This is a genomic window from Streptomyces sp. NBC_01171 (assembly GCF_045039805.1).
GTDB lineage: Bacteria > Actinomycetota > Actinomycetes > Streptomycetales > Streptomycetaceae > Streptomyces.
Map to the genome: position 1 here is coordinate 2759866 of NZ_CP108609.1, position 13565 is coordinate 2773430.

The window sequence follows — 13565 nt, forward strand, 5'->3', positions numbered from 1 at the left end:
CCCGCTCACGCTCCCGAGGCGACGAGGAGGACGGCGACCGTCAGGACGACGGTGCCGGCGAGCAGCGCGCTCACATAGGTCTGCACATTGCCGGTCTGCGCCCGCCGTACGGCCGCGCCGAGCAGCCGGGGCAGGGCGGCGGCGCCGCGTACGTAGGTGTCGACGACCTCGCGGTCCAGGAAGCGGACCAGGCTCGCCGCGCCCAGCACCGGGCGGACGAACAGCGCCGAGTACACGGCGTCCAGGTGGAAGCCCGCGGCGGCGGGCCCGTACAGCGGGCCGAGGAGCAGGCGGCCGGGGTCGGCCGGGTCGGGGGCCTCCGCGATGTCGCCGTACGCCGGTTCGTGGGCGGCGATGGCCTCGGCCTCGACCAGGCCCGCGTCGCCCTCCGGATGCGCGGCGACGGCGCCCAGCGGGACACGGGGCGTCCGGGCGGCGGCGCGCTGCCAGGCGCCGTAGACCAGCAGGCCGCCGACCACGGCGAGACCGGTGCCGAGGATGGAGGTGAGCAGGGTGGGCGCGAGGCTCCCGCCGTCGAACCATTCGGGCAGCGTGCGGTAGGCGAGCGCGCCGAAGGCGAGCGAGGGCACGGCCAGCACCCAGAGCACCACGGTCATGGTCAGCGGCTGGCGGCCGTGTTCGGGGGCCTCGGCGCCCCGGCCCCGGAAGGCCAGCAGCCAGAGCCGGGTGGCGTAGGCGGCGGTGAGCAGGGCCGTGGCGAGCGCGGCGACGAGCACGATCCAGCCGGCGGCGCCCGGTGCCGGGCCGGGGTGGCCGGTGGCGAGGCGCTCGGCGGCGCCGAGGACGGACTCCTTGGAGAAGAACCCGCTGAACGGCGGGATCGCGGCCAGCGCGAGCAGGGCCACGGTCATCGTCCAGAAGGCGTCCGGGACGCGGTCGCGCAGGTGGCTCATCCGGGACATGGCGGCCAGCGAGTTGGTGCCGGCGGCGTGGATGACGGCTCCGGCGGCGAGGAACAGCAGCGCCTTGAAGGCGCCGTGGGCGAGGAGGTGGAAGACGGCGGCACCGCGGTCGCCGACGGCGAGGGCACCGGTCATGTACCCGAGCTGGCCGATGGTCGAGTAGGCGAGGACGCGCTTGATGTCGTCCTGGGCGAGCGCGGCGAGGCCGGAGCCCAGCATGGTGACGGCGGCCATCACGGCGAGGACCGTCATCGCGGCGGCGGACGCCTCGAACACGGGGAGGAGACGGGCGACGAAGTAGACACCGGCGGCGACCATCGTGGCCGCGTGGATCAGCGCCGAGACGGGCGTGGGGCCCGCCATCGCGTCGGGGAGCCAGGTGTGCAGCGGGAACTGCGCCGACTTGCCCGCCACGCCCGCGAGGAGCAGCAGCGCGATCAGGGTGGGGTGGTCCAGTCCGCCGCTCGCCACGGCACCGAGGACGCGGGTGATGCGGAACGACCCGGCGTCGGTGCCGAGCGCGAACAGGCCGATCAGGAACGGCACGTCACCGAGCTTGGTGACCAGGAACGCCTTGAGGGAGGCGGCGCGGGCCTCGGGAGTACCCCAGTAGTGGCCGACCAGGAAGTAGGAGCAGATGCCCATGACTTCCCAGCCGACCAGCAGCACGATCAGGTCGCCGGAGTAGACGACGAGGAGCATCGCGGAGGTGAAGAGGGAGACGAGGGCCGCGTAGGAGGGGTAACGGGGGTCGTCGCGCAGGTAGCCGGTGGAGTAGATCTGCACGCAGGTCGCCACGAAGGCCACCAGGATCGCGACGAGCGCGGCGAAGCCGTCGACGTACAGCGCCAGGTCGACGGGGACCGAGCCGGTGGGCGTCAGCAGGGTGTACGCGTCGATGACCCGGCCGCCGCCCTGGCGGGCCGCGACCAGCGCGGCCAGTACGAGCGAGGCCAGCGGCGGCAGTACGGCGAGCGGGCGGACGAAGCCGGGCGCGGTGCGGCCCAGCAGGAGTCCGGCGACGGCGCCGAGGAAGGGCAGGAGGGGGACGAGGGCGGCGAGGGTGGTGGTGGTCACGCGGTGGCCTCAGCCTTCTCGGCCCCAAAGGCGTCGGGGTGGTCGGGGTCGTCGCCGGGGGTCTCGGCGGTGTCGCGGAGCTTGTCGATGTCGGCGGTGCCCCGGTCGCGGTACACGGCGAGGACGATCGCCAGGCCGATGCCGATCTCGGCGGCCGCGATGGCGATGGTGAACAGGGTCAGCGCCTGGCCGGAGTGCAGGGTGTCCTTCGCGGCCCGGCTGAGCCAGACGTCGAAGGCGACGAGGTTGAGGTTGACGGCGTTGAGCATCAGCTCGACCGACATCAGGACCAGGATCGCGTTGCGGCGGGCGAGGACGCCGTAGAGGCCGGTGCAGAAGAGGAGGGCGGCGAGTACGGCGGGGTAGGCGAGGTGCATCAGCGGGCGCCTTCCTTCTCGCCGGGGGTCTTGGTCAGGCTCGGGGCGTCGGCCGCCTGCTCGGCCTTGGTCTTGCGGGACAGCACGATCGCGCCGACCAGGGCCGCGAGGAGCAGGACGGACAGCGCCTCGAAGGGCAGGACCCAGTGCCGGAAGAGGCTCTCGCCGGTGACGCGGGTGGTACCGGCGGCCGGGCCGTCCAGGTCGATCCAGGTGGCGCGGAACGCGTCCGTCACCACCCAGACCAGGGCGCCCGCCGAGGCCACGGCGACGACGAGTGCGGGCAGCCGGTTGCCCGAATCGGCGTCCGGGGAGCGGCCGATGGGGGCCCTGGTGAGCATCAGCCCGAAGAGGAGGAGGACGACGACGGAGCCGACGTAGATGAGGACCTGCACCCAGGCGATGAACTCGGCCGTGAGCAGGAGGTATTCGACGGCCAGTCCGCCGAGGGTGACCACCAGCCACAGGGCGGCGTGCACCAGTTGGCGGGTGGTGACGGTGATCAGCGCGGCGCCGAGGGTGACCAGGCCGACGAGGAGGAACGCGATCTCGACGCCGGTCGGGGACAGGAAGCCGTGCGGGGCGGTGGCGGCGAGGCTCACTGCTCTCCCTCCTGGTTCTCGTCCTGGTCTGCGGTCCGCTCCGCCTGCTCGGCGACCTGGGCCTCCTCGGCGGCCTGGGCGGCGGCCAGTTTGTCGGCGCTCTTGCGGGCGGCGGCGATCTCCTTCGGCTCCTCCGCGTGCGGGTCCAGCGCGGGCGGGGCCGGGACGGTCCACATCCACTCGCGGAGCTTGTCGCGCTCGTGGGTCAGTTCGCGGATGTCCGTCTCGGCGTACTCGAACTCCGGGGACCAGAACAGCGCGTCGAAGGGGCAGACCTCGATGCAGATGCCGCAGTACATGCAGAGGGAGAAGTCGATGGCGAACCGGTCGAGGACGTTCCGGCTGCGCTCGCGACCGCCGGGGGTGGCGGCCGGGACGGTCTCCTTGTGGGAGTCGATGTAGATGCACCAGTCGGGGCACTCACGGGCGCAGAGCATGCAGACCGTGCAGTTCTCCTCGAACAGGCCGATCACTCCGCGCGTGCGGGGCGGGAGGTCGGGCTGGACGTCCGGGTAGCGCTCGGTGACGGTCTTTCTCGTCATCGTGCGCAGGGTGACGGCGAGGCCCTTGGCCAGGCCGGAGCCGGGGACTCTGGGCCGGGTGGGCGGGAGCTGCTCAGCCATCAGGCGGTCACCACCTTGACGACGCCGGTGAGGGCGATCTGGGCGAGGGCGAGCGGGACGAGGACGGTCCAGGACAGCTTCTGGAGCTGGTCCTCGCGCAGCCGGGGATAGGTGACGCGGAGCCAGATCACCAGGAAGGCGAGGATCGCGGTCTTCACCAGGGTCCACACCCAGCCGAGCCCGTCGGCACCCCAGGGGCCGTGCCAGCCGCCCAGGAAGAGCACGGTGGTCAGACCGCACAGGACGACGATCCCCGCGTACTCCGCGAGCAGGAACAGGGCGAAGCGCAGACCGGTGTACTCGGTGTACGCGCCGAAGATGATCTCCGAGTCGGCCACCGGCATGTCGAACGGCGGCCGTTGCAGCTCGGCGAGACCGGCCACGAAGAACACCACCGCGCCGGTGATCTGCCAGGGCAGCCACCACCAGTGGAAGGCACTGACGATGCCGGGCAGCGAGACCGTACCGGCCGCCATCGCCACGGAGGCGGCGGCGAGCAGCATCGGGAGTTCGTAGGCGAGCAACTGGGCGGCGGTGCGCAGGCCACCCAGCAGGGAGAACTTGTTCGCGCTGGCCCAGCCCGCCATCAGCGAGCCGAGGACGCCCACGCCCATCACCGCGAGCACGAAGAAGATGCCCGCGTCCAGCACTTGGCCGACGGCACCGGCGCTCGGGCCGATCGGGATGGCGAACAGTACGAGGAGGTACGGCAACAGGGCGACTGCGGGGGCCAGTTGGAAGACGCGGCGGTCGGCGCCCGCCGGGACCACGTCCTCCTTCTGCGCGAACTTCACGCCGTCCGCGATGAGTTGTGCCCAGCCGTGGAAGCCGCCCGCGTACATCGGGCCGAGGCGGCCCTGCATGTGCGCCATCACCTTGTGCTCGGTCTGTCCGATGACCAGCGGGAACGTCAGGAACACGACGAACACGACGACGAGTCGCAGGGCGACGTCCAGCACGTCGTTCACTGCGCGCCTCCTGCGTGGTCGTCGGGAGTGTCGGTGGGTTCCGGCTCGGTGGCGGGCGGTGTCCTGGGGGGCTCGTCGGCCTCCTCGAAGGCCGGACGGGCGTGATGCCAGGGCGCGTCGGCGCTACGCGGGGCGGCTTTACGCTCGGCCGGCTCGGCCGGCTCGGTCGGCTCCGAGGGCTCGGCAGGCCCCGTCGACTCGGTCGGCTCGCTCGGTTCTGAAGGCTCAGCAGGTTCCGGCGCCTCCGCCCGCTGCGAGGCCGATCCCTGTGAGGCGCTACGCGACCTGCGCGGCCCGCTCGGCGCCTCGGCCGGAGCCTCCGCACCCTCCGGGGCCCCCTGACTGGCCGACCCCTGCGAGGCACTCCGCATCCGGCGCGGCGGAGCCCCAGCACCCGGCTCCGGCGAACTCTGACTCGCCGAGCCCTGACTCGCACTCCGCATCCGCCGAGGCGCAGCCGCGCCCGACTCCGGAGCCGCCTGGCTCGCCGACCCCTCGCCCGCGCTCCGCATCCGGCGCGGCGGAGCACCAGCATCCGGCTCCCCCGCACCCTGACTCGCCGACCCCTCACTCGCACTCCGAGCCCGACGCGACCGACCAGCCTCCGTCTCCGCACCGGCCCCCGGCTCCTCCGCGGTCCGAGTCCGCCGAGCCGGCCGCTCCCCCGCCACACCCCGCGCGGGACGCGAAGGCGCGGGCGGCAACTGGCCCTTCAGCGGACCCCACTCGTTCGGATCAGGCACCCCCGGCGGCAGCATCTGGCGCCGCTTGGGGCCGCCGTGCTCCGACTCCCCCGGTTCCTTCGCCCCCGGCCACGCCTTGGCGACGCGGGCGGCGAGGACGAAGTCCTTGCGGAGGGGGTGGCCCTCGAAGTTCTCCGGCAGGAGCAGGTGGTCCAGCGCGGGGTGGCCGGTGAAGTCGACCCCGAACATCTCGTGGGTCTCCCGCTCGTGCCAGGCGGCGCCCGCGTACACGCCGACGGCGCTCGGCAGCACCGGCGCCTCGTGCGGGACGGTCGTGCGCACCAGCAGGCGGCGCACCGGGTGCAGGGCGACGACGTGGGCGGAGACCCGGAACCCGGTGCCGGGTTCGTCCACCGCGCTCAGCCAGTCGAAGTAGGTGCAGGTCAGCGTCGTACGAGCCGTCTCAAGGGCGGTGAGCCAGGCGGCGGGGGGCACGTCGACGGTGAGGACGTCGTACGACTCCTCGGCGGTGGCGTCGGGGCCGAAGAGTTCGTCCACGGAGGTGGGCAGCCAGCCGGTGCTCATCGCGCATCCCCCTCCGGAGAGGGAGCGGCCGGCGGCCGGACCAGGTCGCTCTGGAGCGCGGCGGCGGACGGGCGGGCGGCGCCCCCCTTGCCGTACCGCTCCGCCAGGGACTCGCGGGCGATCTTCTCCTGGAGCTTGAGGATGCCCTGGAGCAGGGCTTCGGGGCGCGGCGGGCAGCCCGGCACGTACACGTCGACCGGGATGATCTGGTCGACGCCCTTGGTGACGGAGTAGGAGTCCCAGTAGGGCCCGCCGCAGTTGGAGCAGGCGCCGAAGGAGATGACGTACTTCGGCTCGGGCATCTGCTCGTACAGCCGCTTCACGGCGGGCGCCATCTTGTCGGTGACCGTGCCGGAGACGACCATCAGGTCGGCCTGGCGGGGGCCCGGCGCGAAGGGGATGACACCGAGCCGGATGAAGTCGTGGCGGGCCATCGACGCGGCGATGAACTCGATCGCGCAGCAGGCGAGGCCGAAGTTGAAGACCCAGAGCGAGTAGCGGCGGCCCCAGTTGAGGACGACCTTCATCGGCTCGGGGGCGAGCCGGGCGAGGGCGCCCAGACGCTTCGGCTCGGGCAGCAGCACCGGCTCGGGGACGGCCGGGTTCACGTCCATGTCAGGACGCCCTTCTTGTAGGCGTACAGCAGGCCGACGGCGAGGAAGCCCAGGAAGATGAACATCTCCACCAGGGTGGCCGCGCCGTAGCCGGGGGCGGCGAAGACCGTCGCCCAGGGGAACAGGAAGATCGAGTCGACGGCGAAGATGACGTACAGGAAGGCGTAGACGTAGTACCGGACCTGGGTGTGGGCCCAGCCCTCCCCGACGGGGTCGACGCCGCACTCGTAGGTCATGAGCTTCTCGGGGGTGGGCACCACGGGCCGCAGCAGGCGGCCGGCGCCGAAGGCGGCCGCGACGAAGAGCACGCCGACGACGGCGAGCAGGCCGACGACCGAGTAGGACCCGAAGTAGTCCGACGCGGTGCCGCCCGCGGCGACCGTCGTATCCCCCAACGTCTCCCGCACCGTCCGTCCCTCGCTCCCTGACCGGGTGTCCTCCGTGACCTCCGCGCACCGTGTGACGGGAGGTTTGCGTACGCACGGGAGTCTAGGCCCTGATAAAGCGCCGGTAAGCAGCCCGTGACGCCCAGCGAGGCCGGGGGTGGGGTTTTCCCCAGGGTCCGGAAGGCGGTCCACCGCATGGCGTACGGGACCTGGGGCACGGCAGGCTGGCCGCCATGACCGCTCCCGCTCCCGCCGCCGGACCGGCCGGCGACCCCGGCCGTCCGCCGTCCGCCCGGCTCGCCTTCGACGCGCACACCTGGAAGGAGATCGCGCATCTCCTGCTGAACCTGCCGCTGGCGGTGGCCGGCTTCGTGTACGCGGTCACCGTGCTGTCCGTGAGCGGGGGCCTCACCGTCACGGTACTCGGGCTGCCGCTGCTGGCGGGCTCCCTGCTGGGCGCCCGGCTGCTGGGCAGGCTGGAGCGGGCGCGGGTGCGCGTGCTGCTCGGGGTGCGGGTGCCGGAGCCGTCGCCGCTGCCGTTCGCCCGGGGCGAAGGGGTGGTGCGGCGGCTGTGGCAGGCGCTGCGGGACCCGGTGGGCTGGCGGTCGCTGCTCTACTGCCTGATCCGGTTGCCCTGGGGCGTGCTGACGTTCTCCACCATGCTGGTCTCGTTCTTCGTGCTGTGGCCGGTGCTGGGCTACCTGGCGCGGGGTCTGGCGAACGTGGACCGGGCGCTGGCGCGGGCCCTGCTGGCGCCGTCGGACGAGCTGGAGCGCCGGATAGCGGAGCTGGAGTCGGACCGGGGTGTCGTCGTCGACACCGCCGCCGCCGATCTCCGCCGTATCGAACGCGACCTCCACGACGGAGCACAGGCACGCCTGGTCAACCTCGCCATGGGACTCGGACTCGCCAAGGAAAAACTCCACCACGACCCCGAAACAGCCGCCCGCATGGTCGAAGAAGCCCACGGCGAAGTCAAAACCGCCCTCAAAGAACTCCGCGACCTCGCCCGAGGCATCCACCCCGCCGTCCTCACCGACCGAGGACTCGACGCAGCCCTCTCCGCCATCGCCACCCGCTGCACCGTCCCCGTCACCCTCACCGTCGACCTCCCCACCCGACCCGCACCCGCCATCGAAGGCATCACCTACTACACCGCCAGCGAACTCCTCCAGAACATCAGCAAACACAGCCACGCCCACCACGCCACCCTCGACCTCTGGCACACCCCCCACCACCTCATGCTCCAAATCCGCGACGACGGAATCGGCGGAGCCGACCCCGCACACGGATCAGGGCTGGCGGGACTCGCCGAACGCCTCGGCGCGGTCGACGGGGTGTTCGTCGTGGACTCCCCGCCCGGCGGCCCGACCGTCATCACCGCCGAGCTGCCCTGGCGGGACCGTGACGACGAGCGCCGCGCCGGACGGTAGGGAAAACCCCCCTGATCAAGACGGGGACACACGCCATGGTCCGCACCCGGTGCGGACGAGCAGTCTGAGCAGGCAAGCCCACACGAGGAGAACGGGGAAGACACCGATGGCCACGCACTACACGCCGTACCGGGAAGAGCCCGGCCGCCACCGCCTCCCCGCCGCGCTGCGGGCACCGCTGGAGGCGCGGACCTGGCGGGAGCTGGGATACGCACTGACCGGACTGCCGGTGGCCGTCGCCCTGTTCGTCTGGGCGGTCACGATGATCTCGCTCGGCGCCGGCCTGCTGGTGACCTTCGTCGGAGTGCCGGTGCTGGCGCTGGCCCTGGTCGGCTGCCGGGGCTTCGGGGCGCTGGAGCGGGCGCGGGCCGGGGCGCTGCTCAGGGTGCGGGTGGCCGCGCCGGAGCCGCTCAGGCCCAGCGGACCGGGGCTGCTGCCCTGGCTCGGCGCGGTGCTCAAGAGCGGCTCGTCCTGGCGGCACCTGGTGTACGCGCTGGTCCACTTCCCCTGGGCGGTGTTCTCCTTCTCGGTGGCCATCAGCTTCTGGACGTACGGCTGGGCGCTGCTGACGTACCCGCTGTGGTTCTGGGTGTTCCCGATGTGGGCCGGGCAGGGCGGCATCCAGCTCTACGGGGACGACCACCACAGCGTCTACCTGGACAACCCCTTCGAGATCACCGCGACCGCCCTGATCGGGCTGGTGTTCACGCTGGTCACGCCGTGGCTGCTGCGGGGTCTGACCACGGTCGACGGGCTGCTGGTGCGCGGACTGCTCGGCCCCTCCCGGCTGACGGCACGCGTGGAGGAGCTGGAGTCGGACCGGGGTGTCGTGGTCGACACCGCCGCCGCCGATCTCCGCCGTATCGAACGCGACCTCCACGACGGAGCACAGGCACGCCTGGTCAACCTCGCCATGGGACTCGGACTCGCCAAGGAAAAACTCCACCACGACCCCGAAACAGCCGCCCGCATGGTCGAAGAAGCCCACGGCGAAGTCAAAACCGCCCTCAAAGAACTCCGCGACCTCGCCCGAGGCATCCACCCCGCCGTCCTCACCGACCGAGGACTCGACGCAGCCCTCTCCGCCATCGCCACCCGCTGCACCGTCCCCGTCACCCTCACCGTCGACCTCCCCACCCGACCCGCACCCGCCATCGAAGGCATCACCTACTACACCGCCAGCGAACTCCTCCAGAACATCAGCAAACACAGCCACGCCCACCACGCCACCCTCGACCTCTGGCACACCCCCCACCACCTCATGCTCCAAATCCGCGACGACGGAATCGGCGGAGCGGACGCCAGTCGTGGCACCGGCCTCGCGGGGCTGGCCGAGCGGCTCGGCGCGGTCGACGGGGTCCTGGTGGTGGACTCGCCGCCCGGCGGGCCGACCGTCGTGACCGCGGAACTGCCGTGGCGCGCCTGAGGAAGCTGGAATGCTGGGCCTCCTTGTCGACAGGCGTGTGGGGGCTCGGGGAATCGTGGAGAACAAGGTGCGTGTGGTCATCGCCGAGGACTCGGTGCTGCTCAGGGAGGGGCTGACCCGGCTGCTGACCGACCTCGGCCATGAGGTGGTGGCCGGGGTCGCGGACGCGGAGGCGCTGCTCGCGACCATCGCGGAGCTGGCCGGCCGGGATGAGCTGCCGGACGTGGTGGTGGCGGACGTGCGGATGCCGCCGACGCACACCGACGAAGGGGTGCGGGCCGCCGTGGAGCTGCGCGGCCGCCACCCGGACCTCGGGGTGCTGGTGCTGTCGCAGTACGTGGAGGAGCGCTACGCCACCGAACTGCTGGCCGGTTCCAGCCGGGGCGTCGGCTATCTGCTCAAGGACCGGGTCGCGGACGTGCGCGAGTTCGTCGCCGCGGTGGAGCGGGTCGCCGGCGGCGGTACGGCGCTGGACCCGGAGGTCGTGGCGCAGTTGCTGGGCCGCAGTCGCAAGCAGGACGTGCTGGCCGCGCTGACCCCGCGCGAGCGCGAGGTGCTGGGGCTGATGGCGGAGGGACGGACCAACTCGGCCGTGGCCCGGCAGCTCGTGGTGAGCGACGGGGCGGTGGAGAAGCACGTCAGCAACATCTTCATGAAGCTGGGCCTGACCCCGAGCGACGGAGACCACCGGCGTGTTCTGGCGGTACTGACCTACCTGAACTCCTGACGGCACCCAGACTGGGCGGCGTGGCGAGTCCACATAACGGGAGATACCCAAGCGATCCTCGGAAGCCGACCCTGAGCGACGTAGGGTTGACCCTGGGATTGGTCCGGGGGAAGACCGCCCCCGGACGGCCGCCTCGAAGGAGGTCCAGTTCAGTGACCAGTCAGGTCAGCAGCCCGGCGGAGCAGGCCGACGAGAATGCCGCGGGAGAGCGGCGCAGACCGGGCGGAGCGAAGGACGTACGGCGCCTGGACCGGGTGATCATCCGGTTCGCGGGGGACTCCGGTGACGGTATGCAGCTCACCGGGGACCGGTTCACCTCGCAGACCGCGTCCTTCGGCAACGACCTCTCCACCCTTCCCAACTTCCCCGCCGAGATCCGCGCGCCCGCCGGCACCCTGCCCGGCGTCTCCTCGTTCCAGCTCCACTTCGCCGACCACGACATCCTCACTCCGGGCGACGCGCCGAACGTGCTGGTCGCCATGAACCCGGCCGCGCTGAAGGCCAACGTCGGCGATCTGCCGCGCGGCGCCGAGATCATCGTCAACACGGACGAGTTCACCCAGCGGGCGCTGGCGAAGGTGGGGTACGCCGACTCCCCGCTGGACGACGGCTCGCTCGATGGTTATCACCTGCATCCGGTGCCGCTGACCACGCTCACGGTGGAGGCGCTGAAGGAGTTCGACCTCTCCCGCAAGGAGGCCGAGCGCAGCAAGAACATGTTCGCGCTGGGACTGCTGAGCTGGATGTACCACCGGCCCACCGAGGCCACCGAGAAGTTCCTGACCACCAAGTTCGCCAAGAAGCCGGACATCGCGGCGGCCAACGTGGCCGCGTTCCGGGCGGGCTGGAACTTCGGCGAGACGACCGAGGACTTCGCCGTCTCCTACGAGGTGGCGCCGGCCGCGCGGGCCTTCCCGCCCGGCGTCTACCGCAACATCTCCGGGAACCTCGCCCTGGCCTACGGGCTGATCGCCGCCTCCCGGCAGGCCGATCTCCCGCTGTTCCTGGGCTCGTACCCGATCACCCCGGCCTCCGACATCCTGCACGAGCTGTCGAAGCACAAGAACTTCGGCGTGCGGACCTTCCAGGCCGAGGACGAGATCGCGGGCATCGGCGCGGCGCTGGGCGCGGCGTTCGGCGGTTCGCTCGCGGTGACGACGACGTCGGGGCCGGGGGTGGCGCTCAAGAGCGAGACGATCGGGCTCGCGGTCTCGCTGGAGCTGCCGCTGCTGGTGATCGACATCCAGCGCGGCGGCCCGTCGACGGGTCTGCCGACCAAGACCGAGCAGGCCGACCTGCTCCAGGCGATGTACGGGCGCAACGGCGAGGCACCGGTCCCGGTGGTGGCCCCGCGCACCCCGGCCGACTGCTTCGACGCGGCGCTGGAGGCGGCCCGGATCGCGGTGACCTACCGCACCCCGGTGTTCCTGCTCTCCGACGGCTACCTGGCCAACGGCTCGGAGCCGTGGCGCATCCCCGACCTCGACGAACTCCCTGATCTCCAGGTCCAGTTCGCGCAGGGCCCGAACCACACGCTGGAGGACGGCACCGAGGTCTTCTGGCCGTACAAACGCGACCCCCACACCCTGGCCCGCCCCTGGGCGGTGCCGGGCACACCGGGTCTGGAGCACCGCATCGGCGGCATCGAGAAGCAGGACGGCACGGGCAACATCTCCTACGACCCGGCCAACCACGACCTGATGGTCCGCACCCGCCAGGCCAAGATCGACGGCATCGACGTCCCCGACATCGAGGTGGACGATCCCGAAGGCGCGCGGACGCTGGTGCTCGGCTGGGGTTCGACGTACGGGCCGATCACGGCGGCCGTACGGCGGCTGCGCACGGCCGGCGAGTCCGTCGCGCAGGCGCATCTGCGCCACCTCAACCCCTTCCCCGCCAACCTCGGCGAGGTGCTGCGCGGCTACGACAAGGTGGTGGTCCCGGAGATGAACCTGGGGCAGCTCGCCACCCTGATCCGGGCGAAGTACCTGGTCGACGCCCGCTCGTTCAACCAGGTCAACGGCATGCCGTTCAAGGCGGAACAGCTCGCCACCGCGCTCAAGGAGGCCATCGATGACTGACTCCGCACGCGAGCTGCTGCAGCTTGTCCCGAAGGCCGAGGGCAAGCAGTCGATGAAGGACTTCAAGTCGGACCAGGAGGTCCGCTGGTGCCCCGGCTGCGGTGACTACGCGATCCTCGCGGCCGTGCAGGGGTTCATGCCGGAACTGGGGCTGGCGAAGGAGAACATCGTCTTCGTCTCGGGCATCGGCTGCTCGTCCCGCTTCCCGTACTACATGAACACCTACGGGATGCACTCCATCCACGGCCGCGCGCCGGCCATCGCCACCGGGCTCGCGTCCTCACGGCGGGACCTGTCGGTGTGGGTGGTCACCGGTGACGGGGACGCCCTGTCGATCGGCGGCAACCATCTGATCCACGCGCTGCGCCGCAATGTGAACCTCAAGATCCTGCTGTTCAACAACCGGATCTACGGCCTCACCAAGGGCCAGTACTCGCCGACCTCCGAACTCGGCAAGATCACCAAGTCGACGCCGATGGGGTCGCTGGACGCGCCGTTCAACCCGGTCTCCCTGGCACTGGGCGCGGAGGCGTCGTTCGTCGCCCGGACCATCGACTCCGACCGCAAGCATCTGACCGAGGTGCTGCGGGCGGCCGCCGACCATCCGGGCACGGCGCTGATCGAGATCTACCAGAACTGCAACATCTACAACGACGGTGCCTTCGACGCCCTCAAGGACAAGCAGCGGGCCGAGGAGGCGCTGATCCGGCTGGAGCACGGGCAGCCGGTGCGGTTCGGCGCCGACGGCTCGCGCGGGGTGGTCCGGGACCGGACCGGTGAGCTGACGGTGGTCACCGTGACCCCGGACAACGAGGCGGACCTCCTGGTCCACGACGCGCACGCGGCCTCCCCCACCACGGCGTTCGCGCTGTCCCGGCTGGCCGACCCCGACACCCTGCACCACACCCCGATCGGGGTGTTCCGGGCGGTGGACCGGCCGGTCTACGACAGCCTGATGTCCGAGCAGTTGGACACCGCGATCGAGCAGCAGGGCAAGGGCGACCTGGCCACGCTGCTGGCGGGCGGGGACACCTGGACGGTCGTCGGCTGAGGTTCCTCT

Annotated in this window: 13 protein-coding genes; 5 read left to right on the forward strand and 8 right to left on the reverse strand. The window is 71.6% G+C overall.

Annotated elements, in window-relative coordinates; translation table 11 throughout:
- Positions 1-5: 5 nt before the first annotated feature.
- The 8 genes from OG448_RS12590 to OG448_RS12625 are packed head-to-tail and all read right to left on the reverse strand — an operon-like array spanning position 6 to position 6859.
- Positions 6-2000 (reverse strand): NADH-quinone oxidoreductase subunit L, encoded by a 1995-nt coding sequence (locus tag OG448_RS12590; RefSeq protein ID WP_405553557.1) that lies wholly within the window; start codon positions 1998-2000, stop codon positions 6-8.
- Positions 1997-2377, reverse strand: coding sequence for an NADH-quinone oxidoreductase subunit NuoK (gene nuoK, locus OG448_RS12595; protein WP_405553559.1), 381 nt, complete (start codon positions 2375-2377; stop codon positions 1997-1999). Before nuoK ends, OG448_RS12590 begins: the two co-directional genes overlap by 4 nt.
- A complete protein-coding gene (locus tag OG448_RS12600) occupies positions 2377-2979 on the reverse strand; it encodes an NADH-quinone oxidoreductase subunit J (protein WP_405553561.1) in 603 nt (200 codons plus the stop codon). Before OG448_RS12600 ends, nuoK begins: the two co-directional genes overlap by 1 nt.
- Positions 2976-3602, reverse strand: coding sequence for a NuoI/complex I 23 kDa subunit family protein (locus OG448_RS12605; RefSeq protein ID WP_405553563.1), 627 nt, complete (start codon positions 3600-3602; stop codon positions 2976-2978). Before OG448_RS12605 ends, OG448_RS12600 begins: the two co-directional genes overlap by 4 nt.
- Complete coding sequence (locus OG448_RS12610; protein WP_405553565.1) at positions 3602-4570, reverse strand: NADH-quinone oxidoreductase subunit H; 969 nt, start codon at positions 4568-4570, stop codon at positions 3602-3604. The genes OG448_RS12605 and OG448_RS12610 overlap by 1 nt, the downstream gene beginning before the upstream one ends.
- Positions 4567-5838, reverse strand: a complete 1272-nt coding sequence (locus tag OG448_RS12615) for an NADH-quinone oxidoreductase subunit C (protein WP_405553567.1) — start codon at positions 5836-5838, stop codon at positions 4567-4569. Before OG448_RS12615 ends, OG448_RS12610 begins: the two co-directional genes overlap by 4 nt.
- On the reverse strand, positions 5835-6452 hold the full coding sequence (locus OG448_RS12620) for an NADH-quinone oxidoreductase subunit B (RefSeq protein ID WP_405553569.1): 618 nt from the start codon (positions 6450-6452) through the stop codon (positions 5835-5837). Before OG448_RS12620 ends, OG448_RS12615 begins: the two co-directional genes overlap by 4 nt.
- The gene (locus OG448_RS12625) at positions 6443-6859 is read right to left on the reverse strand and encodes an NADH-quinone oxidoreductase subunit A (RefSeq protein WP_405553570.1); all 417 of its coding nucleotides are present in this window, start codon (positions 6857-6859) and stop codon (positions 6443-6445) included. The genes OG448_RS12620 and OG448_RS12625 overlap by 10 nt, the downstream gene beginning before the upstream one ends.
- 212 nt (positions 6860-7071) lie before the next feature.
- On the opposite strand from OG448_RS12625, the gene OG448_RS12630 reads away from it, so the two are divergent.
- The 5 genes from OG448_RS12630 (at position 7072) to OG448_RS12650 (ending at position 13556) form a co-directional block, all read left to right on the forward strand.
- The gene (locus OG448_RS12630; RefSeq protein WP_405553572.1) at positions 7072-8271 is read left to right on the forward strand and encodes a sensor histidine kinase; all 1200 of its coding nucleotides are present in this window, start codon (positions 7072-7074) and stop codon (positions 8269-8271) included.
- A 106-nt stretch (positions 8272-8377) separates the two neighbouring features.
- Positions 8378-9697 (forward strand): sensor histidine kinase, encoded by a 1320-nt coding sequence (locus OG448_RS12635; RefSeq protein WP_405553573.1) that lies wholly within the window; start codon positions 8378-8380, stop codon positions 9695-9697.
- A 67-nt stretch (positions 9698-9764) separates the two neighbouring features.
- On the forward strand, positions 9765-10424 hold the full coding sequence (locus OG448_RS12640) for a LuxR C-terminal-related transcriptional regulator (protein ID WP_391295649.1): 660 nt from the start codon (positions 9765-9767) through the stop codon (positions 10422-10424).
- Positions 10425-10576: 152 nt separating this feature from the next.
- A complete protein-coding gene (locus OG448_RS12645) occupies positions 10577-12505 on the forward strand; it encodes a 2-oxoacid:acceptor oxidoreductase subunit alpha (protein WP_405553575.1) in 1929 nt (642 codons plus the stop codon).
- On the forward strand, positions 12498-13556 hold the full coding sequence (locus tag OG448_RS12650) for a 2-oxoacid:ferredoxin oxidoreductase subunit beta (RefSeq protein WP_405553577.1): 1059 nt from the start codon (positions 12498-12500) through the stop codon (positions 13554-13556). The genes OG448_RS12645 and OG448_RS12650 overlap by 8 nt, the downstream gene beginning before the upstream one ends.
- Positions 13557-13565 lie beyond the last annotated feature (9 nt).

Bases quoted from the DNA above. Each gene is read 5' to 3' on its own strand.
- nuoK (WP_405553559.1), bottom strand. From the start codon at position 2,377: ATGCACCTCGCCTACCCCGCCGTACTCGCCGCCCTCCTCTTCTGCACC.
- OG448_RS12605 (WP_405553563.1), bottom strand. From the start codon at position 3,602: ATGGCTGAGCAGCTCCCGCCCACCCGGCCCAGAGTCCCCGGCTCCGGC.
- OG448_RS12615 (WP_405553567.1), bottom strand. From the start codon at position 5,838: ATGAGCACCGGCTGGCTGCCCACCTCCGTGGACGAACTCTTCGGCCCC.
- OG448_RS12620 (WP_405553569.1), bottom strand. From the start codon at position 6,452: ATGGACGTGAACCCGGCCGTCCCCGAGCCGGTGCTGCTGCCCGAGCCG.
- OG448_RS12630 (WP_405553572.1), top strand. From the start codon at position 7,072: ATGACCGCTCCCGCTCCCGCCGCCGGACCGGCCGGCGACCCCGGCCGT.
- OG448_RS12635 (WP_405553573.1), top strand. From the start codon at position 8,378: ATGGCCACGCACTACACGCCGTACCGGGAAGAGCCCGGCCGCCACCGC.
- OG448_RS12650 (WP_405553577.1), top strand. From the start codon at position 12,498: ATGACTGACTCCGCACGCGAGCTGCTGCAGCTTGTCCCGAAGGCCGAG.